At 42.0% G+C, this 19,945-nt stretch carries 22 protein-coding genes; 8 read left to right on the forward strand and 14 right to left on the reverse strand.

All coding sequences use genetic code 11. From position 1 onward, the window contains the following. Positions 1–269 precede the first annotated feature (269 nt). A complete protein-coding gene (locus HWQ40_RS25230) occupies positions 270–515 on the reverse strand; it encodes an SAP domain-containing protein (protein WP_334984700.1) in 246 nt (81 codons plus the stop codon). 128 nt (positions 516–643) lie between these two features. Between HWQ40_RS25230 and HWQ40_RS25235 the strand changes: the two genes are divergently transcribed. Continuing rightward, positions 644–832, forward strand: coding sequence for a hypothetical protein (locus tag HWQ40_RS25235; RefSeq protein WP_292783299.1), 189 nt, complete (start codon positions 644–646; stop codon positions 830–832). Positions 833–1,015: 183 nt separating this feature from the next. Continuing rightward, entirely contained in the window at positions 1,016–1,489 is a 474-nt protein-coding gene (locus tag HWQ40_RS25240) for a gamma-glutamylcyclotransferase (protein ID WP_292783303.1), read from the forward strand. Positions 1,490–1,505: 16 nt separating this feature from the next. On the opposite strand, the gene HWQ40_RS25245 is transcribed toward HWQ40_RS25240, so the two are convergent. From HWQ40_RS25245 to HWQ40_RS25255, 3 genes are all read right to left on the reverse strand, one after another. Then, positions 1,506–2,120 carry a transcriptional regulator gene (locus tag HWQ40_RS25245; protein ID WP_292783306.1) on the reverse strand — a complete coding sequence of 205 codons (615 nt, stop codon included), beginning with the start codon at positions 2,118–2,120 and terminating at the stop codon, positions 1,506–1,508. Positions 2,121–2,277: 157 nt separating this feature from the next. Further along, entirely contained in the window at positions 2,278–2,934 is a 657-nt protein-coding gene (locus tag HWQ40_RS25250; protein ID WP_094352725.1) for a sigma-70 family RNA polymerase sigma factor, read from the reverse strand. Between the two features lie 364 nt (positions 2,935–3,298). Beyond that, on the reverse strand, positions 3,299–3,451 hold the full coding sequence (locus HWQ40_RS25255) for a hypothetical protein (RefSeq protein ID WP_292783309.1): 153 nt from the start codon (positions 3,449–3,451) through the stop codon (positions 3,299–3,301). Between the two features lie 273 nt (positions 3,452–3,724). Here HWQ40_RS25255 and HWQ40_RS25260 point away from each other — a divergent pair, with 273 nt between their 5' ends. Continuing rightward, on the forward strand, positions 3,725–4,687 hold the full coding sequence (locus HWQ40_RS25260; protein ID WP_292783311.1) for a L,D-transpeptidase: 963 nt from the start codon (positions 3,725–3,727) through the stop codon (positions 4,685–4,687). 76 nt (positions 4,688–4,763) lie between these two features. Here HWQ40_RS25260 and HWQ40_RS25265 read toward each other — a convergent pair whose 3' ends face one another. The 5 genes from HWQ40_RS25265 to HWQ40_RS25285 form a co-directional block, all read right to left on the reverse strand. After that, complete coding sequence (locus tag HWQ40_RS25265; protein ID WP_190909652.1) at positions 4,764–5,303, reverse strand: late competence development ComFB family protein; 540 nt, start codon at positions 5,301–5,303, stop codon at positions 4,764–4,766. A gap of 121 nt (positions 5,304–5,424) precedes the next feature. Beyond that, a complete protein-coding gene (locus HWQ40_RS25270) occupies positions 5,425–6,360 on the reverse strand; it encodes a M23 family metallopeptidase (protein WP_292783316.1) in 936 nt (311 codons plus the stop codon). 522 nt (positions 6,361–6,882) lie between these two features. Beyond that, positions 6,883–7,575, reverse strand: a complete 693-nt coding sequence (locus tag HWQ40_RS25275; protein ID WP_292783319.1) for a DevA family ABC transporter ATP-binding protein — start codon at positions 7,573–7,575, stop codon at positions 6,883–6,885. A gap of 96 nt (positions 7,576–7,671) precedes the next feature. Then, a complete protein-coding gene (gene devC / locus HWQ40_RS25280) occupies positions 7,672–8,844 on the reverse strand; it encodes an ABC transporter permease DevC (RefSeq protein WP_292783322.1) in 1,173 nt (390 codons plus the stop codon). Positions 8,845–8,955: 111 nt separating this feature from the next. Next, positions 8,956–10,155 carry an ABC exporter membrane fusion protein gene (locus tag HWQ40_RS25285; RefSeq protein WP_292783325.1) on the reverse strand — a complete coding sequence of 400 codons (1,200 nt, stop codon included), beginning with the start codon at positions 10,153–10,155 and terminating at the stop codon, positions 8,956–8,958. A 659-nt stretch (positions 10,156–10,814) separates the two neighbouring features. Between HWQ40_RS25285 and HWQ40_RS25290 the strand changes: the two genes are divergently transcribed. Genes HWQ40_RS25290 through HWQ40_RS25300 form a run of 3 tightly spaced genes read left to right on the forward strand, consistent with a single transcriptional unit; the run spans position 10,815 to position 11,875 of the window. Beyond that, on the forward strand, positions 10,815–11,057 hold the full coding sequence (locus HWQ40_RS25290; protein WP_292783327.1) for a hypothetical protein: 243 nt from the start codon (positions 10,815–10,817) through the stop codon (positions 11,055–11,057). Between the two features lie 37 nt (positions 11,058–11,094). Next, complete coding sequence (locus tag HWQ40_RS25295) at positions 11,095–11,229, forward strand: hypothetical protein (protein WP_292783330.1); 135 nt, start codon at positions 11,095–11,097, stop codon at positions 11,227–11,229. 25 nt (positions 11,230–11,254) lie between these two features. Beyond that, positions 11,255–11,875 carry a hypothetical protein gene (locus HWQ40_RS25300; RefSeq protein WP_292783333.1) on the forward strand — a complete coding sequence of 207 codons (621 nt, stop codon included), beginning with the start codon at positions 11,255–11,257 and terminating at the stop codon, positions 11,873–11,875. 289 nt (positions 11,876–12,164) lie between these two features. On the opposite strand, the gene HWQ40_RS25305 is transcribed toward HWQ40_RS25300, so the two are convergent. From HWQ40_RS25305 to HWQ40_RS25315, 3 genes are all read right to left on the reverse strand, one after another. Next, the gene (locus HWQ40_RS25305; protein ID WP_292783336.1) at positions 12,165–12,863 is read right to left on the reverse strand and encodes a DevA family ABC transporter ATP-binding protein; all 699 of its coding nucleotides are present in this window, start codon (positions 12,861–12,863) and stop codon (positions 12,165–12,167) included. Between the two features lie 67 nt (positions 12,864–12,930). Then, positions 12,931–14,106, reverse strand: a complete 1,176-nt coding sequence (gene devC / locus HWQ40_RS25310) for an ABC transporter permease DevC (protein WP_292783549.1) — start codon at positions 14,104–14,106, stop codon at positions 12,931–12,933. Positions 14,107–14,248: 142 nt separating this feature from the next. After that, entirely contained in the window at positions 14,249–15,559 is a 1,311-nt protein-coding gene (locus HWQ40_RS25315; protein WP_292783339.1) for an HlyD family efflux transporter periplasmic adaptor subunit, read from the reverse strand. Positions 15,560–15,807: 248 nt separating this feature from the next. Here HWQ40_RS25315 and HWQ40_RS25320 point away from each other — a divergent pair, with 248 nt between their 5' ends. Then, complete coding sequence (locus tag HWQ40_RS25320; RefSeq protein WP_292783341.1) at positions 15,808–16,422, forward strand: TetR/AcrR family transcriptional regulator; 615 nt, start codon at positions 15,808–15,810, stop codon at positions 16,420–16,422. Positions 16,423–16,914: 492 nt separating this feature from the next. Here the strand turns inward: HWQ40_RS25320 and HWQ40_RS25325 are convergent, their stop codons facing one another. Beyond that, on the reverse strand, positions 16,915–17,817 hold the full coding sequence (locus HWQ40_RS25325) for a DMT family transporter (protein ID WP_292783344.1): 903 nt from the start codon (positions 17,815–17,817) through the stop codon (positions 16,915–16,917). A gap of 6 nt (positions 17,818–17,823) precedes the next feature. Next, the gene (locus tag HWQ40_RS25330) at positions 17,824–18,051 is read right to left on the reverse strand and encodes a hypothetical protein (protein WP_292783347.1); all 228 of its coding nucleotides are present in this window, start codon (positions 18,049–18,051) and stop codon (positions 17,824–17,826) included. 218 nt (positions 18,052–18,269) lie between these two features. On the opposite strand from HWQ40_RS25330, the gene HWQ40_RS25335 reads away from it, so the two are divergent. Beyond that, positions 18,270–19,778: a PLP-dependent aminotransferase family protein gene (locus HWQ40_RS25335; RefSeq protein ID WP_292783350.1), complete on the forward strand. Its 1,509-nt coding sequence runs from the start codon at positions 18,270–18,272 to the stop codon at positions 19,776–19,778. The last annotated feature ends 167 nt before the right edge of the window (positions 19,779–19,945 follow it).

Raw genomic sequence — 19,945 nt, forward strand, 5'->3', positions numbered from 1 at the left:
ATTTACTATTTCTTTCTACCCTCTATTTCTATCTATCTTATATCCCTAAAGTCCAACAACTTTGGGTATATAGGACATAAAAAAGTCCCTAAGCTTAGGATGTTGGGGACTAGATGTGTTATGGTTTTAAACTGATTTACTAGGTTAGCAGTCCGATCGCCATTTCAAGGTGCATCTTAGCCTTGTGGAAGTTAAGCAAATTCTCTTGATCATAATCTGTCAGGATAGCTCATCGCTTTGCCCTCCATCTTCAGCTTGATCAGCGCTACTTACTCATCAGTGGGTGAATTCATCTCATCTACCACCTCTTCAAGGAATTGAATAACGCTAAAGCCTGGTGGCTTCAATCCTCTTCCCTGGCTTAGTTGAGTGAGTGCTATCTGTGAGAATGCCATTAAGGTGACAATCCAACTAGTCTTGTAGCCTCCATTCCCAGTAGGCTTTAATCCGTAACGCCTACACAAGTCTCTCAACTCAGCAGTGGTTTTGATTTCGAGTTCTGACCTTGTGAACATAAAATAGAGTTACCCATTTATAAAAGTGGTATCGGTGGTGAACCATTTACCAGGATGAAAACACCACCGATTTAAAACTCTATTTAAATGTTAACCTTCCAATCAAGCTATATTTACTTTTCGCAATAATGCCTAATCCTAAAGGTAATCCTCAGAATTTAGAACCTGCACCGTCAGATAGAGAGATTAAGTTAACCGAACAATTAAATTTTCGTGTCACCAAGGAAATGAAGGAAGAGGTGAAGGCACAGGAAGACCCTCCAGAATTTTGTAGAGAAGCAATTCAGAAAGCACTAAATGAGAAAAAAGGAAAGTAGTACTTAATTGTCGAGCTACTAATCAGAGTAAATAAAAATACCTCCAGATATCAGTTCTACAGGTATCTACTATGATAGGTTTTTATTGCTGACCAATTCTATGGAGAATCCACCAAAAATCCTCCTACTGGATCTGTTATCGTATCTGCCTCTATGTTGTAGATAGTAGGCAAAGAAATTCAGATGGTTAAAATAGGCGATGGTTGTGAATCAAATATAAAATTTCCTGATTTGGTGCGGGTTTTTGTCTACGGCACACTCAAACCAGGTGAAGCTAACTATAAAACATATTGTACTGGCAAAGTAGTTAATGTCAAAATAGCTTTTGTACAAGGCAAATTATTTGCTCTGCCAATGGGCTACCCAGCGATGACGCTAGGGGATAGCCAAGTTTACGGATATTTACTCTCTTTTTCCAACCCAAAGATTTTAAATGAGCTAGATGTGCTGGAAGATTACCAACACAATAGACAAACGCCAGAAAACCTCTATAATCGACAAATCATCGAGGTTTATGAGCCACAGTCGCTCTCTCTGGGTTGGGCTTGGGTTTATTTAATGACTTTAGAGAAAGTTGATCGATTAGGAGGCTTCCTCCAACCTGGGGGCTGGTGGAGCGGCTGTGGTTTAACCCCAAAGTACAGTTATGATCTGTAAACTGTTAACTTTGCGATTAGTTTATGTCCTGTTTGGGGTCGTGTGGTTGCGGCTGTACCTGATAAATTGAATTTTCTGGAGAGGCTACTGCTGCTTTCGGAATTTCAATTACCGGGTTATTTAGTCCCACCATCAGCGGCGAAGGGGGAACTATAGACGCTGAGGAGGTTTGTATAGGTTCTTTTTGTGGTCGTTGTGCCAGTTGCGGCACCATCGAACCACCACCTACTAAGCCAGATACTGCACCGATCGCGCAAGCGGCAACGGTCGCTGCTCCCACCATCCAGTTGAAACGGGAGCGACGGCGCAAACGTGACAATACTTGCTGAACTGTTTCTTCTGGCGACTGTTGGGCTGCTGGCACTGGGAGCGTCCGCAAGCCTTGGCGCAGCTTTAACAGTCGAGCATAGAGACATTGAACTGAGGCATCATTTGCCAGCCATTCTTCTACTTGCTTGCGTTCGGTGGCTGTGACTTCACCATCGAGATAAGCACTCAATAACTCGAAGCGATCGCGCTTCACCATATCCGTAAGACCCGTTGATTCATTGCTATGCTTGGCCATTCCATCTGACAAATCTTGAGAAAGTTGCAAAGTAGAACGGTCGTAAAACTGAGAATCAGTAGTCATCTTAACATTATTACCAATTCATACACGGGTAAACTGGGCGGGAATTTCGGGAAAATTAGCCAATTTTCCTCCTAAAGGCAGAAACAATCTATGTCTTTCTAGTAATTTTTAATCTATGCTTAAATTCTGCCATTGGGCAGAGGCAAGATACTGTAAATTAGGAGTCTAGATAATTTTGCAAGTGGGCTTGCAACCTCGATCTAGCTCTGGCTATTCTTGACTTTACAGTTCCTAGAGAAACTCCAGTGATTTCGGCAATTTCTTCATAAGCCATGCCTTCGATTTCTCTGAGGACAATGGTAGTACGAAAAACTTCTGGTAAATCCGCGATCGCTTCCCGCAATTGCTCGTAAAATTCTCTAGTTGTCAGTTCTTCCTCAGGGCCTGGGGTATCGCCAGCGATTTCCCAATCCATCTCGCCGTCCTCTAAGGAACGGGGAGCATCCAGTGACAAAGGACTCATAACCCGCTTGCGTTTCCGTAACTCGTCATAAAACAAGTTGGTGGCAATGCGGCTTAACCAGCCCCGAAATTTAGCAGGCTCTTGTAATCGGTTAATATTCCGATACACTCGAATCCAAACTTCTTGAGCCAAATCGGCTCTATCAGGCCAATCTGGAGCCAGGTGGTATAGAACTCGATCGACTTGACTTTGATAGCGGCGTAATAGTTCCGCAAAAGCAGCACGATCTGGTCGCAGTCCGGCTTGACAGCGCAAAATTAAATCGTGGTTAGGGAGTTTGTCAACTTGCACTGATGCTTCTGGATACTTTGCATCAACCGTTGACCAGGATACAGTAATCGATTGACTCATAGATCGTACTGGCTCTAAATCATCCCTATCTATTAGACCTGCTAATGGGACAGAAGTTCCATGCTCAGGTGACGGATTTATGACTGGAACACTGAAGCAGACAATTTTGGATACATTTATAGCAATAAGCAGAGCCACTTTTCCTTATACTGCTCCCATAGTTGCCTAAGACCCATCAACGAACAAAGGCGCGACACGATGCACATTTTAGTATTTTTAGCAACTGGGTATATACGCTTGATCAAAATAATGAAATTTGGCTATAAAAATGAAGATAAAATTTCTAATTCTAACTTCTTGATACCTTTAAAATTCGGGTAATAATTTCTGGAAGTTAGGTTGCTGTGGTTGCTAAGATGGTGATTTAATTTTTTGATTTCGTTACCAGAATAGTTGCTGATTGTTCTGGTTGTGGCCCAAAGGCAGCACTAGAGTTATGTTGCTCTGGTACGCGAACTTGAAAAAATAAATTGAGGGAAAATGTAATTGTTACCGCTAGCAATAGTTTTTCAAACATGATTTTTCATCCACCCACACCATTAATGATTGATTGCTACATTTCAAGAGTTCTACCAAAAAGTCCGAGGAGAGGCTTACGATCCTCAGAACTTTTGAGGAATGAGGTTGCTCACTTGGAATTTTGCCGCTGGGACAATTTGCATAGTCTTAGTTTGCCCAGAGGTGTTGGCAGATTTACAGCAGAAATGATAAGTATTGATAAATTTTTGATAATCGGATGATGAACTCATCCAATTGCTCGGCTGGATATGTCAGGGATAAACAATAGGCGATGGCAATGGTAAGAAACGAATCTGTAGGGCGTATGGTAATGCTGCTTTGTTTTGGCACAGCATTTTTATCCTTAGCTGTCCATTGGCGCATTAGTACGGCGGAACGGCAGTATGAGAAGTCTGCATCTACTTCGATGCGGCGAGATTCTACCCGAACCAATCTTAAGGGAAGCCAACCAGAAGGAGTCTACAAGAATTTTTCCCAAGTGAGTTTGGGCGAAATTGCGCTGGGTGGATCTGTGCCACTTGATGAAGTGACCCAAGGCTCGACTGCCCAGAGGACGTTTACACCAAAGTCCTTTGCTATTAAACCTAAAACTAAATCAAAAATAATTAAGAAGAATCTAGCTAAAACAACTATTCGTAGGGCTTTTAAACTCAAGCCTTCTACCATTAAGCCTCAAACTAAGCCCCAAATTATTAAGAATAATGTAGCTAAAGCAAGCGACTTACCAACTCAGACGCGGCTGGTGGCGCAAGTAGAAAGACAAAATCCAGTTGCGGATAGTTGGCCAAAAGGTCTGTGGTCTCAGGCTTCAGCCCAACAAATACCATCTAGTAGGCTGGCAAATGTCAAGACACAAGTGGTGGTTGATTTAAGCGATCGCCGTACTTATGTATACGCAGGAGATGAGGTGATAGCTAGCTACCCGATTGCTGTAGGCAAGAAAGGTTGGGAAACGCCTACAGGTTCTTTCCAGGTGATCCACATGCGACACTATCCAATCTGGCGTCACCCAATTACTGGCAAAGTATTTGAGGCTGGTACGGATAGTCCTTTGGGAGATAGATGGATTGGTTTTTGGTCAGATGGACGCAATGAAATTGGCTTTCATGGCACGCCGGATATTGACCTGGTAGGAACGGCTGTATCCCACGGCTGCTTAAGAATGCGTAATTCTGATGTCCGATTGTTATATGAGCAAGTGAGTTTAGGGACAACAGTGTTAGTACGTGATTAATTAGTTAAGAGTCATTAGTCCTTTGTCCTTTGTCTAAAACAAATGACCAATGACTAATGACTAATGACTCTTAAAATTATAATTTTTGCTCAAAGTTAGGTGCATATGTTTGGAGTAAAGCACTAACTTGGCGTACAACCTCATTACCAGTATTTTTACCCAAGGCTTGACGTTCTGGGAAGAAATTGGGTCGATCAAGGTAACGGTTAATCGCCTCACTTATTTGCTGAGAAATTAAGTCTTGCAGTTGTGCCTGAGCCGTTTGGCGCTGGAAGTTAGCACCCTCTTCTGTAGTAGCATACAAAGGTGGTAGTCGATTGAGAGCGTAAGCGGCAATATCTCCGACATCTAAAGAACTTTCGCTAGTGGCTTCAATTTCTGCGACTCGTGCGATCGCTTCCGTCAGTACCAATTCTTCCATAACGTTAATGAATTGTTTGCGAGGTACCGCCACTACCTCACCAGTCAATAGCGCACCCATTAGCCGATCCAACGCCATATACTCTTCAATTGAGAGTTCCGAGGCGTTATCACATATTCTACCGACTTCTGCTTCCATTGCTGGTGTCAAATAACCATCCTGGAGAGCTTGTTCTACAATTTTTTCGATACTCATAACGCTTATCATCATTTATGTTGGCCAAGCAAGGTAGGGACGGTATCAATCCAATTTATTTTGCCTAATTCTCAGCAAAAAATACACAAATTATGCAAAGACAAGATCAATTCTGCCTCTACTAGTTAACAACCTTAGTTCGCCAAGGTGTTGGATCAACAGATTGTCCGTTGACATACAGACCCCAGTGTAAATGTGGTCCCGTGGCTGCACCTGTTGAACCTACTGCACCAATTAGTTGACCAGCTTTCACAAAATCACCTTCTTTAACGTTAATACGACTCAGGTGCATGAAAATACTGGTTACTCCTTGACCGTGGTCAATGCCAACTACGTTACCGTGTATCCGAAACCCTTGGGATACCCTACCTACCAAAGCAACTCGCCCAGCGGCTGGGGCAATGACCGGTGAACCGGCAGCACCAGCGTAGTCAAGACCACGATGATAGTAGTCTTTTGCAAATGTACCATTATAGTAGCGACGTACACCATAGTTTGTACTCATCCGCCCTGCATTTGGCTTCAGAAATACTCCATTCCAATACTTTTCTGGTGTTTGTAGCGCCTTAAAAGCTGCCACACGCTTCAGTTCATACTCTGTGGCATCCACTCCGGCTTTGCCAGGTGGCAAAGTAATACGTTGTACGGGGAATTTGCGATTAAGCACATTCACTGCCAAGTTTTTAACTTGACCATCCCCTGCAACCCGAAGTGTTCTAGTTCCAGCTTTTTCTAATGGAGTTGTGGGAACAAAAGCCCGATACTCATTGGGTGCAATTTTAAAGGCTGGGTATGTATTCTTACCAATGGCTATTGTTGGATTTGTACCATTCTCTGGATTATCTAGATTAATCTCCACCGAGAGTGTATCCCCTAATTTAGGATTAGTTGGAATCACCTTTACTTGCAAAGCATCTACAGGCAATGCCAAGGCGATCGGGAGAACAGCAAATATTCCCTTTAACACATTTATTGCACGGCGATTGGCTGTCAAAACTTTGACATCAAAACCGAGCAACTTTTTGCTTGAATTACTACCGCTATTCTCAATAATCATAGAACTACAAAAAATCCCTTGCTTGTATTGGAAAATAGATTAGCTTATTATCGCTAGTGTTTCCTGTTTGAAGCCAATGTTGTTGACAACCATAAATTTTCGGAAATTCTCCAGGTACTTATGGATTGCAAGGGCAAATCATTTTATCTGTAATTTTAGGAAATTGGTCTTGACTCTAATAACCAAGGTATATGACATTGGCAATGAGCATAAAATTTAACTGTGATTACATAAATAATACTTGAAGGAAATCTTGGAATCAACTGGACACTTTTTCAACTGGACACTAATATCACATTGTTAGGTTGAAATTGGTATAGGGAAATTACTTAAACTAGATTAAGTAAGTTGGTGAAGATAAATTAAACTATATATACTAGTCATAAATATTTTAAAATTCGTGGATAATAGACTTTAGTTGCCAAAAACCTGTGATATTAAAGCAGAAATGCGAGTCTGCTACGCTACACTTAAGATTTACTTCATAAATCAACTCTGAATAATCGAATACGCTAATTAACTTTAGGCTGATAGTATTACTTTCGACTTGAGTTTGCCATCTTCCATGTGAACGATGCGATCGGCAATGTCTAGAATGCGGTTGTCATGAGTAACCATCAAGATGGTACAGCCTTGTTCTTTTGCTAGTTTTTGCATGAGATTGACTACATCTCGTCCTGATTGACTGTCAAGGGCGGCAGTGGGTTCATCTGCGAGGATTATTTGAGGATGACTGACTAAAGCACGAGCGATCGCTACTCGTTGTTTTTGTCCCCCAGACAGTTGACCGGGATAGTAATGCAAATGATTTCCCAATCCTACTTGCTCTAACATTTGGGCTGACCTAGCTCGCATCTTTTTTAAACCAAGATGTTTGTGCAATTCTAAAGCCATTTTGACGTTTTGGAGTGCTGTTAAACTACCATGCAAGTTATGTGCTTGGAAAATATAACCGTTATGGCGTCGCGCCTGCACCAGTTCTTCAGCACTAGCACCACAAAGTTCTCGTCCCAACACCTGCAAACTACCAGATTGGGCAGAACGCAATCCACCCACCAAGGTCAACAAGGTAGTCTTTCCAGAACCAGAGGGCCCAGTCATGATAATAATTTCACCAGCGTTAATCTCTAAGTTGATATTACATAAAACTTGCTTTCGGAGTGAGCCGTGACCAAAGTGGTGGTCGAGATTCTGGATGGAGATGATGGGAAACATATTTTAATTCGGGATTGGGGATTGGGGATTGAGGATTGGGGATTGGGGATTGGTAAGTATTTCCATGCCCCATGCCCTATGTCCCATGCCCATTTTTTAGAACATATCAGCGGGGTCGGTGGCTTGAAGTTTGCGGGTGGCGATCGCACCGGAAATTGTACACATAATGATGGTCAGTACTAACACCTGCAATGCCCGAATCGCAGTCATGTACATAGGTAAATTTGTAGCACTGCGAGTCAGTTGATAAAGCGCTAAGGAAACTCCTAATCCGGGGAAGAAGCCCAGTGCTGCTAATATCAATGATTCTTCAAGCACCACACCTAGCAGGTAGTAATTGCGATATCCCATTGCTTTAAAGGTGGCGTATTCTCGAACGTGGGCATTAACATCATTAGAGAGGACTTGATAGACGATAATCACGCCTACCACAAACCCCATTGATACACCCAGACTGAAAATAAACCCAATTGGGGAATTTGTTCTCCAGAAGTTATTTTCAAATTCAATAAATTCGGCGTGGGTTAATACTCTGACATCATCTCTGAGGTAGGCTTTGAGCATTGCTGCTACTTTTTTCGGTTCATAACCTGGTTTCAGAAGAATCAAACCTAGACTGACACTGCTGGACTGTCGCCCAGAAAATAGCCGCAAAAAATTTTGATCGCTGGTAATCAGGTTGCCATCAAAGCCAAAGGAAGCCCCGACTTGGAATAAGCCACTAATGGTAATTGTGCGCCGTTCTATTTCGGTAGTCAGGGTTTTACCTTGGTCAATTTGAGCGATCGCTTTTTGATAATCTCCTCTTGCACCACGATCGAACAAGACGGTATCCGGCATTTTGATCGCTTGCAATTGCTGGTTAACATCGGGTAAGTCAAAGGCTGGCTTGTCTGGGTTAAAGCCGATAACTAACACCCCTGTCTCACGGTGTGTTTGGGGATTCTTCCAGATTGTATTGTTAAAATACATTGGTTCCGCCGACTTCACCCCTGGTATATCCATTGCTTGGTAAAGTCGCCGACGAGAAAATGTAGACAAGCTTGGCAAGTTACGCGCTTGAGGACTGGTTAAAACAATGTCTGCTTGCAAACTGCGATGTAGTCTGGTGTTACTGTCATACAGTGCAGTCTGAAAACCTAGCTGCATGAACATCAAAAGATCCGCAAAGGCAATGCCTGATAATGCCACTAAAAGACGGCTTTTTTCATGATTCAGTTGCAGCCATCCTAGAGGAGTTCGCCGTTGCAGTTGTTTGATCAATCCCATGATTAGGTGCTGGGGGTTGGGGAGTGGGGAGACAAGGAAGACAAGGGAGACAAGGGGGACAAGGAAAATAACCAATTCCCAATTCCCAATGCCCAATGCCCAATGCCCTTTTCACAATTCAATTACTGCCTTAACTTGCATATTGGTTAAGGTGGCGGCTTTTCGGCTGGAAGCTTCATCTAGTCGTATGTGAACTTCCACTACTCTGTTGTCGATATTGCTGACGGGATCTGTATTAATGACATTCTGTCGTCGCACTTGCAAGCCTTTACGATCTACGATTCCCTGCAATTCAATTGGGAGGTAATCACCAAGTACTCGCACTTGCTGCCCTGAATGCACTTTGCCGATATCGCTTTCGTAGACTTCGGCGATGACATACATCTGGCTGGTTTGTCCAATATCTGCAATGCCATCATTTGATATTAATTCCCCAGGATGGGTATGGATCTCAAATACCTGTCCATTTTGGGGCGATCGCACTTGGGCTTGTTCGAGATTAACTTTTGCCAGATTCATGGCTGCTATGGCACGATTGACTTCTGCTTGGGCAGCTTCTACATCCACTCCGCGCACTTCAGCGATTTCATCAAGTGTTGCTGTAGCTTGTTTAACTTGTTGCTGACTAGTTGATTGGGTACGATTTAACTGTGCCTGAACTTCTTGTAAGCTTTTTTGGGAGGTTTCCAAGTTTAAATGCTTACTATCCCGTTGGGAAGCGGAAATTGCGCCTTGTTGATATAGTTGCTGATAGCGTTCATCTTCTGCTTGGGCGTTACGCACTTCGGCTTGAAATCGCTCAATTGTCGCTGCTTGGGCATTAATATTACCTTGGCGTTCTGCTTCTAGGCGGGCGATCGCAGCTTTTTGGGCGGCAATTTCACCGCGTTTAGCACCTGCTTGGGTGCGGTTTAGGTTTGCCTGGGCTACTTTCACTTGTTCCTGTGCCTCTTTGAATGCTGCTTGGAGGCGATCGCGGCTGTTCAAAATTGCGATCGCTTGTCCTGCTTTTACCCTATCCCCTTCGTTCACCAACAACTTTTCTACCCGACTTCCTTCCGCAGACACCGCAGCAGAGAGTTTAATGACCTTTCCCTGTGGTTCGAGTCGCCCTAAAGCTGTTACCGTTTTTAACTGTGGCAATTGTGTTGTTGGTACTTGTGCCTCTTGATTGGCATAATTTTGCCCGCGTTTTACTATATAAAAACTTATTCCGCCAACCAATAAAGATATAGTTATACCTATAGCAACGGATGGACGCAGAATAGACTTAGGGAACGTTCTGTACCCTAGCTTTGAGTTTCGCACCATAGATTACCTCTTAACTAGTGGCGCAGAAAAAAGAACAGATTAGGCTTTTCTCCGTACTTGTTTGCTAATTCCTACTTCTTGAGTCAGTTATTGTTGATTTATCACTTCCAAGTCCATAAAATAATTTGGAAATTGTTGAGATTTTACTTAGATAAAGTGATTTAGCTGGTTAGGATAACAATGAATATCTCTACCGAATTATAAGGTTTATGTTTTTAGCAAACTACTTTTGTTTTATGAAAGTACTCAGGTATAGTAAACGGTTTTAAAATTCCGGGTTGTAACAGCGCCAACAATCATAATCAAATTAAGTAAATAACAAAAAATATTTGGTGTGATTACGAGCGGTGGAAATTTGTATCAAATTTTGATGAATTATAGCTTTTCCTAATCATATTAGGTACATCATATTCCCCTCCTCGCTTGCGGGGTGGGGTTCTTGTACCTCACAAAGGCTGAGAACCGCTATAATCACATTCAAAGATAAAACGTTAACCAAACCGGATTGAGACACCTGTAGCTTGCAATTCTCACAAATCAAATAGGATTGCTGTATTAAGTCTGTTTGCTATTGGGAATTATAAAGATAGCGATACAAAACTTTCACAATAGTTTTGACGTATACTTTTTATAGTATAAACGTACTATTAGATTTAGTTGTGCAACCCACTACCCGCCAAACTAGTCCCACGTTGCGCGGACTCAACCGTCTCTACAACCCCAGCACTGATGATTTAGTCAGCATACTTGCAGAATACGCGAGTTCAGAAAATGCCTTTGTGCGCTTAGTGACACTCCTCCACCCGCTAATATCATGTCCGGTTAAAGACTTATCATTAAGACCGCAGAGGGGCAGAGGGGATGGGTTTTTGGGCTTTCTGCATAGAGAAAGGGAATTATAACTAATTAGTCGGACATGATATAACTCCCCATGAAGTCTTGACTCAAGGAGCGCAGTCTGCATCCTGGCTGGAACGCTACGCGGTTGCTGATAATTCTGGGACTCCTAGCGAATTAAGCCAGCAACTTGCTGAAAATAGCAACCGGATTGTCCGCGCAGCCGCTAGAGTTTAGTTGGGAATAATTGAGGATGTTGCAGATGGCATACAGTGATTTCACACTTGCCAAAGTTCGAGAAACGTTTCAACTTGTAATTGATGAAAAGCGGAATCTATTCAAAGATGTGTCGCCTATTCAACCTTCCGCTACCTTAACAACGCTCTTAGAAGAATATACTCAACTAGCAACTGCCATCAACACGGAAAAAGCCCGTTCAGAATTACTAATTATGCCAGTTCTTACGGAAGTTAGACGACAGTTAAATTATCAAATTTCACTGTTTTCTGGAACAGATTTTGATGTAGATAGTAGTAAAGGATTGAATGGATTTTGTGATTTCATTCTCTGTGGTTCTGAAGAACAGTTTTACATAAAATCGCCTGTAATTACAATTATTGAGGCGAAAAATGAAAATATCAAAGGTGGTTTAGGACAATGTATTACCACTATGATAGCTGCCCAATTATTCAATCAAAATACTCAACAAGAAGTTAAGACAATCTATGGAGTTGTCACTAGTGGAACCAACTGGCGATTTTTAATGTTGGAAGGACTAACAGCATACATTGATATAGTTGAATACTACATCAATGATATTGATAAAATTATCGGTATTCTGTTGCAACCATTTCAATCTACTTTGCTACAAACATCTTCCTAAATCAGTCATCCTCTTAATATAGAGACTAGCTGCAAATAGTAACATATCCGCCAATAAAAAATTAAATTATACCTATTACACTATGCAACTAGAAACAGAGCAAATTCTAGGAACACTAGAAGAACACTAGAAATTATTATTGACCCTAATTCAAAAGTCTGATTTGCCGCTTCAAAACGGGATTGGCAAGCATTTTTTATGGGCAATAAATCAGTAGATTTTCGTAGGGTCGTACAAATAAATGCCCCGACAAACGTCCTATAGCAATCCTATTTAATTTGTGATCTGCTTAAGATGCTGCAACAACAGCACGGTCATTTAGTAACTTGCCATCTTCCATGTAGACGATGCGATCGGCAATATCTAGAATGCGGTTGTCATGAGTAACCAAGAGAATAGTACAATCTTGTTCCTTAGCTAATTTTTGCATGAGATTGACTACATCTCGTCCCGATTTACTGTCAAGGGCGGCAGTAGGTTCATCCGCTAAAACAATTTTAGGACGACCAACTAAAGCACGAGCGATCGCAACTCTTTGTTTTTGTCCCCCAGATAAATCATCAGGATAGTAATTGAGGCGATGCCCTAATCCTACCTCCTCTAACATTTGGGCTGACCGGGTTTTCATTTCTGCCGGTGAAATATTATTATGCACTTCCAAGCCCATTCTGACGTTCTGGAGTACTGTCAGGCTACCGTGCAAGTTGTGCGCTTGGAAAATATAACCGTTATTGCGTCGCACCTGGGTAAGTTGTGCTTTGTTAGCGCCACACAGTTCTTGTTCCAATATCTGTAAACTGCCAGATTGGGCAGAACGCAAACCGCCTGATAAGGTGAGAAGTGTAGTTTTACCAGAACCAGAAGGGCCAGTCATAATAATAATTTCACCGGCGTTAATATCCAGATTGATATCAAAAAGAACTTGTTTGCGGAGTTGACCATGACCAAAATAGTGGTCAAGATTTTTAATAGAGATGACAGGAGGCATAATAATTTTAGATTTTAAATTTCAGATTTTCGATTGGGTAATTATCCCCATACCGGATGCCCATTTTTTAAAACATATCTGCGGGGTCAGCAGACTGTAATTTCCGAGTAGCGATCGCACCAGAAATTATGCACATAATCATAGTCAGTGTTAGTACCGTCAAGGCGCGTGCTACGGTCATGTAAAGTGGTAAATTGGTGGCATTGCGAGTTAAAGTATAAAGTCCTAAAGGTGCGATCGCTCCTGGGATAAAGCCCAAGACTGCCAAAATTATCGCCTCTTCAAACACCACACCTAATAAGTAGAGATTGTTATACCCCATTGCTTTGAAAGTGGCGTATTCTTTAATATGGGAATTCACATCTGTAGAAAGAACTTGATAGACGATAATCACGCCTACCATAAACCCCATTGCTACACCCAGGCTGAAGATAAAGCCGATGGCTGTATTTGTTTTCCAGTAATTTATTTCAAATTCGATAAATTCTGCTTTGGTTAAAACTTTAACATCATCATCTAAATGAGATTCTAAAGCTATTTTCATCTGTTTTGGGTCATAGCCTGGTTGTAGTTGAACTAAACCTAGACTGACACCGCTAGCTTCTCGTCTAGGAAATAGTCGCAGAAAGTTCTGGTCGTTGGTGATTAAAGTACCATCGGCTATGAAGGAAGCCCCGACTGAAAATAAGCCACTAATGGTAATTGTCCGGCGTTCTATTTCGGTTGTGACAGTTTTACCTTGGTCAATTTTGGCGATCGCATCATTGTAATCTCCTCTAGAGGCGCGATCAAACAAAACGGTATCTGGTAGCTTAACAGCATCTATCTGGCGATTCACGTCCGCTAAGTTAAACACTTGCCGATCGGGATTGAACCCCATAACTAATATTGTCGTTTTCTGATGTGTTTGGGGATTTTTCCAATCAACAATGTTGATATACATTCCTTCTGCCGACTTTACACCTGGTACATCCATTGCTTGATACAGCCGTCGCCGCGTAAAGCTAGACATATTTGCTAGGTTACGTGCTTGGGGACTGATGACAAACATATCAGCCTGCATACTGCGATGCAGGATTGTGTTACTTTCAAACAGGGCAGTCTGAAACCCTAGCTGCATGAACATCAGAACATCGGCAAAGGCAATGCCTGACAATGCTACCAAAAGACGGCCTTTTTCATGACTCAGTTGCAGCCATCCTAAAGGCGTTCGCCGCCGCAGTTGTTCGATTAATTTCATAATAGGGAGTGGGGAGTGGGGAGTGGGGAGTGGGGGGAGTGGGGAGTAAGAATTTTAGATTTTAGATTTTGGATTTTGGATTAAATTTCAATCTAAAATCCTCAATCCAAAATCTAAAATTAAATTGCCCAATTCTCAATGCCCTTTAAAGTTCAATTACCGCCTTGACTTGCAAATTAGTTAAGCTAGAAGCATTTTGGCTAGATAGTTTATTCAGTTGCACATGCACTTCCACTACTCTGCCATCAATATTGCTAGAGGGATCAGCGTTGATCAGATTTTGCCGCTTTACCTGCATACCAATCCAATCCACTCTTCCCTCTAATTCATTGCGGAGGGAATCACTGCTTACCCGCACTTCCTGTCCTGGACGCACTTTCTTGATATCACTTTGGTAGACTTCTACTACTGCATACATCTGGTCGGTTTGACCTAGAGCCACAATTCCTTCATTGCCAACAGTTTCTCCGGCTCGTGTATTAATCTCCAAAATCCGACCGGCTTTAGGAGCCACAACGTATGCCTGTGCGAGTTCTGTTCTAATTTTCTCCACGGTGGCTAGAGCGCTGTCTACCTCTGCTTGTGCGTTTGCTATATCTGTTGGACGGACTTCAGCAGTTTGATTCAGGTTAGCTTTTGCTTCGTTAATCTGCTGTTGTAAGCTGGCGAGGGTTTGATTTTGGTTGGCTTTTGCTTCGTTAAGCTGCTGTCGTAGGGTAGCTACAGTCCTTGTCTGGGTGGCTTGGCTTTCAATTAACGCTTGAGTGGAAGTTTCGGCGCTTAAGCGTCTGTTATCAACTTCCTGGTTAGAAATTGCTCCTGCTTTGTATAAAGCCTCGTAGCGCTGCACGTCAGCTTGAGCATTACGCTTCTCGGCTGCTACACGAGCCACTGTTGCTTGCAAGCTCCGTTGTTGCCCAAAGAGTTCTGCTTCTATACGATTAATTGTGGCTTGCTGAGTTTTAATGTTTCCTTCTAGTTCTACTTGCAAACGATTCACGGTAGCTTGGCGCGCTCCAATTTCTCCCTGTTTGGCTCCAGCTTTTACCTGGTTAAGGCGAGATTTGACAACTTGAACTTGTTTTTGTGCTTCCACCAAACTAGCTTGTAGCTTATCGCGGTTGTCCATAATCGCAACTACCTGCCCAGCTTTGACGCGATCGCTTTCTTTCACCAATAGTTGCTCTACCCGATTTCCTTCACCCATTGAAGAAGGCGCTGACAGTTTTATTACCTCTCCCTTTGGTTCCAACCGCCCTAATGCTGTTACTGTTTTTACCACGGGCTGGACTGCTACTGGTGTTTTTTGTTTTTCATTAGCTGTAGCCTGAAGCTTCATCACAGTATAAACACTGGTTCCACCTATTGCTAGAGATGCAATTATTGCAAGTAGAACAGGCGATCGCAAAAAATTCTGAGAAGACCTTAAACCCTCTGAATTCCTGTTTTGCTCCATACTATTTTCCCCTTACACCAGTAGCAACTTGTACTAAACTGTCCAGTTCAATTTATGCTAAACTAAACGGACTAGTTTAGTCAATATATACAACTAAACTTGTCAATCAATTTGCTCGGCACTATGCAGCGGAATTCTATTCCTGCCCCCTGCCTCCTTCAACGAAGGGTATATTTTTTTTCGCCATTTTGTACTGAGGTATTTTGCAGCATCTATTAATATTGTTTATAAGAAAGGATGATTAATAAATGGTACGTATCAAAGCTGACGAAGTTGATCGAGACAATTCCGTTGATAAAGTGGAGCAAATTCTGCAAGGCGCAATGCAAGAATTCCTTCAACATGGCTATGCTGGTACAAGCATGGATCGGGTAGCGGTAGCAGCAGGTGTTTCTAAAGCGACAGTCTACAGCCACTTTCAAGATAAAGAAGGACTTTTTAAAGTACTGTTAGAGCAACTGACAAGCAAAAAGAACAGCTCTATTTTTGGTACAGAACCTATTGAGGCAGAACCAGTCGCCATACTGCACCAGATAGCAACCAAAGCATTAGAGCAAATGCTTAACGACAAAGAACATAGTGCATTTATGCGAGTACTAATCGGGGAATCTGGGCGTTTTCCTGAGTTAGCTCAAATTTGTGTACGGGCGATGATTAAGCCAGTAGCGGAAACTCTCACTCATTACTTAGCAGCTCCTGAATTAAACATACCTGACCCAGAGGCAACGGCGAGAATTCTCTTAGGAGCATTGGTGCATTTTCATATTACTCAAAATGTGATGCATGGAAAGGACATTATACCAATGGAAAGCGATCGCCTGATTGATGCTTTGACGCACCTAATCACTAAATGCGCCGATTGATTGGCTATTTCCCGGCGCTTGTTCGGTCAGAAGGTCAAATATCACCTTCATTGAGATCGTATCCGCCAAATTACCCATAATAAAAGAACCCCACCCCCAACCCCTCCCCACAAGCTCTTAGGCAGGGTAGTTTCATATAACGAGAGAAAAATAACAATGATTTGTAGAGGGTGAAGAAAAATGGATACCTAACAAGTATGAAATTAATCGAACAATTGCGGCAAGTCTCAGACTATAGGCATATCCGGGTCTGTAAAGTTTTCAAACAAGTCTATTGACTATACATATAATTAAACCTAAATTATGCCTGACTTTTCCCGCTAAGTCTCCAAAAGGTGACTCACAAAGGATTCTATATAAAGCACAACATATACGGTACAGTAATTGAAATCGGGTGTTAAAGGTGACGAGCAATGCTGGAGTAGGAGGAGCGACAATTAGAAAATCTTGTATTCTGACTCCTGACCCCTGAATTCTGTTTTGATAACTTAGTTAAATCTTGCGTTCAATTAATGCCTGTTTTCCCACTGCTATGCTAGCAATCACGATACCAGAGACTACCAGCATCAATGGCGTAATTTGTTCACCTAGTAATAGCCCAGAAAATATAATCGTCAAAAACGGTTGTAGTAACTGTATCTGACTGACCCTTGCAACACCACCGATACTCATCCCGTGATACCAAGCAAAGAAAGCCAGGAACTGACTGAAAATACTGACATAACTAAAACCTAACCAAGCAGTTGGTGAAGCAACTAATCCGTGCTGAAACACTGTGTATATTACGGGTATAAGCAAAATCGGAAATGCTATGACTAAAGCCCAACAAATAACTTGCCATCCTCCCAAAATCTGAGCTAAACATCCTCCTTCTGCATAGCCAATAGCAGCTGCGCCCACTGCGCCCAACAAAAGCAAATCTGCTCCCTGAATTTGTCCCGCGCTAGAGGTAAAAGCAAATAAAACAACGGTCGTACTACCGAAAATACTAGCGAACCAAAACTTTCGGGAAGGACGCTCTCTACCTTTGAGTGTGGCAGCAATGGCAGTTGCCAAAGGAACAAGCCCTATAATTACTGCACCATGTGTCGCTGGTAGTTGCTGCATTGCCCAAGCTGATAGTAATGGAAACCCCAAAACCACTCCGGCTGTAATAATTAGTAAGCTCCCCCAGTGTTTGCTTAGTGGTAAAGGCTGACGAGTTACCCACAAAACAATCATTGCCAGAACACCAGCAACTACTGCACGTCCCAGCCCGACAAAAGTCGGATCGAAGTCAGCAACAGCAGCACGAGTTGCTGGTAAGGTAAGGCTAAATCCCAGCACACCCAAAAAGCCACAACCGAGTCCTAGTGTTTCTGGATTAATGCGGTAAATATTTGAATTTCGGATCATGCTGACTTACTTGGTATAATACTGGGTTTCAATCCATATTCGCATTTCAGCTTCAGAGCCAAAACAAGCACAACGTCCTGTCATCGGATCATAGGCGTGCCAAGAACAATCCCCATTGGCAAGGTGATTTTGCCAAACTTGCAACTGAGAACTGTTTGTCATTACTGTAATTAAGCTATGCCAAGATTCTTGAAGTTTTGATTTTAGTAGCAACCATTTATCAACTATTTTCATAGAAAAGTCCCCTTGGCTCAATCGAGCATCAGATACTTTCTAGATTCGCTTGGAAAAATACCAATGAGAAGGTACAGATTTGTCCAATTTTGACTGGTACAGTCACAGTATTTACAACTGTTCTAGTCAAACTGCACTCAACTGTACCAGTTCAAATACAAAAAAATCCCTTATATTGCCTATAATCCCTACTATCATCCCGAAGGAAGGGTTTCACAGTGAATATTCCTTTAGATCGGCACTCACCAACCCCGATATATCTCCAGATCCGCAATTATCTCAGTCGTCTGATTCAATCTGGCAAAATACCAGATGGACAAAAACTTCCCTCTATTCGGGTGATGTCTACGAGTATTCAAGTTAACAAATTGACTGTAATTGAGGCTTACAGTCTCTTAGAAGCTGATGGTCTCATCCATGCTCGTCAGGGTTCAGGCTATTTTGTCAACCGTACAATAACAGTATTATCTAGTCTGACTTTGCGTTCAACCTTTGCCCCGTCTCAAGAGGTGATAATTTCACAAGGTAGAGGGTCATTTTTCGAGCAATATACAGCTTCAATTCAGGCTCGACGGCAGCAAAACATTATTGAGTTTAGTTCCGGTTTTCCTTCTAGTTCTATCTCAAATAATCTGCAACGGGTTGCAAAACGAGCACTGGCTAAAGCAGGAGATATCCTTTTCAGAGAAGACTTTCCTCAAGGACAACTTATGCTGCGGCAACTGATTGCTCAGATGTTAGTTCAACAAGGATTAGAGATTTCCTCTGAAGAAATAATTATTACCACTGGCTCACAGCAAGCTTTATCTTTAGCTATGCAATATTACCTGCAAAAAGATGACTGGGTGATTGTAGAAACACCAACCTATCATGGAGCATTGGGAATTCTCGAAAATTTACAAGCCAAAGTCATAGGAATTCCCATGACTGCGGAGGGAATGAATCTAGAATTGTTGGAGCAGTATCTCAAAAGTCACCGACCAAAATTAATTTACACCATCAGTACTTTACATAATCCAACAGGTATTACAACTTCCCAAACTCATCGGCAAGATTTATTAAAATTGGCACAACAATACGAGTGTTTTATTTTGGAAGATAATGCCTACGAAGAGTTAAAGTTTCAACCTGTTCCTCCTCCTATCAAGGCACTCGATCGTCATGATTTGGTCACTTATATCAGTACATTTTCAAAAACCTTAATGCCTGGACTACGAGTTGGTTACATGGTGGTGACAGGTGAGCATCATCAATCTCTGGTAAAGCATAAATTACTCAATGACTTGCATGTTTCTACAGTATCTCAGGTAATTGTAAGTGAATTTTTAGCATCGGGACATTACCGCCGTCACTTGAATCGTTTACGTATTAATAACTTGCAAAGTCGGAATGTGATGTTGCAAGCTCTGGAAAATTACTTTCCCGAAGCTATCACCTGGACAATTCCTAAAGGTGGTTTATTTTTGTGGACTCATCTGCCACACTATTTACCTATTCAAGCAATTTGCTCTGAAGCCTTATCTCACAATGTCCTTGTTGCTAGTGGTGCTGCATTTTTTCTAGGACAAGGGTATCCAGCGATGCGCTTGAACTTTTGCCAAACACCAGAGGATATTGAACATGGAATTAAGATTCTTGGTCGGCTAATTAAAAAGTATTTAACTAAGAGTTTTAGCAGTATAGGTTTGTCATCTCAACGCGTAAGTGTATCGTCTATTCACTTATAGTCATGTTCAGTTATACATCATTTATTAAGTGGTGAAACGCCGAGCGTGCCAATACTAACCCATCAATTAAAGTCACTATTTCGCAGACATCAGTTCAATTGGAGTGCGAAGAGACTTCCAAAAAATAAAATCAGCAATAAATAGAATAATAATCAATTAAAAACATG

It is taken from the genome of Nostoc sp. NMS9, from assembly GCF_017114995.1.
In the GTDB taxonomy this organism is placed as follows: domain Bacteria; phylum Cyanobacteriota; class Cyanobacteriia; order Cyanobacteriales; family Nostocaceae; genus Nostoc.

Bases quoted from the DNA above. Each gene is read 5' to 3' on its own strand.
- HWQ40_RS25260 (WP_292783311.1), top strand. From the start codon at position 3,725: ATGGCAATGGTAAGAAACGAATCTGTAGGGCGTATGGTAATGCTGCTT.
- HWQ40_RS25285 (WP_292783325.1), bottom strand. From the start codon at position 10,155: ATGGTGCGAAACTCAAAGCTAGGGTACAGAACGTTCCCTAAGTCTATT.
- HWQ40_RS25240 (WP_292783303.1), top strand. From the start codon at position 1,016: ATGGTTAAAATAGGCGATGGTTGTGAATCAAATATAAAATTTCCTGAT.
- HWQ40_RS25325 (WP_292783344.1), bottom strand. From the start codon at position 17,817: ATGATCCGAAATTCAAATATTTACCGCATTAATCCAGAAACACTAGGA.
- HWQ40_RS25270 (WP_292783316.1), bottom strand. From the start codon at position 6,360: ATGATTATTGAGAATAGCGGTAGTAATTCAAGCAAAAAGTTGCTCGGT.
- HWQ40_RS25250 (WP_094352725.1), bottom strand. From the start codon at position 2,934: ATGAGTCAATCGATTACTGTATCCTGGTCAACGGTTGATGCAAAGTAT.
- HWQ40_RS25275 (WP_292783319.1), bottom strand. From the start codon at position 7,575: ATGTTTCCCATCATCTCCATCCAGAATCTCGACCACCACTTTGGTCAC.
- HWQ40_RS25265 (WP_190909652.1), bottom strand. From the start codon at position 5,303: ATGAGTATCGAAAAAATTGTAGAACAAGCTCTCCAGGATGGTTATTTG.
- HWQ40_RS25235 (WP_292783299.1), top strand. From the start codon at position 644: ATGCCTAATCCTAAAGGTAATCCTCAGAATTTAGAACCTGCACCGTCA.
- HWQ40_RS25230 (WP_334984700.1), bottom strand. From the start codon at position 515: ATGTTCACAAGGTCAGAACTCGAAATCAAAACCACTGCTGAGTTGAGA.
- HWQ40_RS25320 (WP_292783341.1), top strand. From the start codon at position 15,808: ATGGTACGTATCAAAGCTGACGAAGTTGATCGAGACAATTCCGTTGAT.
- HWQ40_RS25305 (WP_292783336.1), bottom strand. From the start codon at position 12,863: ATGCCTCCTGTCATCTCTATTAAAAATCTTGACCACTATTTTGGTCAT.
- devC (WP_292783322.1), bottom strand. From the start codon at position 8,844: ATGGGATTGATCAAACAACTGCAACGGCGAACTCCTCTAGGATGGCTG.
- HWQ40_RS25245 (WP_292783306.1), bottom strand. From the start codon at position 2,120: ATGACTACTGATTCTCAGTTTTACGACCGTTCTACTTTGCAACTTTCT.
- HWQ40_RS25315 (WP_292783339.1), bottom strand. From the start codon at position 15,559: ATGGAGCAAAACAGGAATTCAGAGGGTTTAAGGTCTTCTCAGAATTTT.
- HWQ40_RS25330 (WP_292783347.1), bottom strand. From the start codon at position 18,051: ATGAAAATAGTTGATAAATGGTTGCTACTAAAATCAAAACTTCAAGAA.
- HWQ40_RS25300 (WP_292783333.1), top strand. From the start codon at position 11,255: ATGGCATACAGTGATTTCACACTTGCCAAAGTTCGAGAAACGTTTCAA.
- HWQ40_RS25255 (WP_292783309.1), bottom strand. From the start codon at position 3,451: ATGTTTGAAAAACTATTGCTAGCGGTAACAATTACATTTTCCCTCAAT.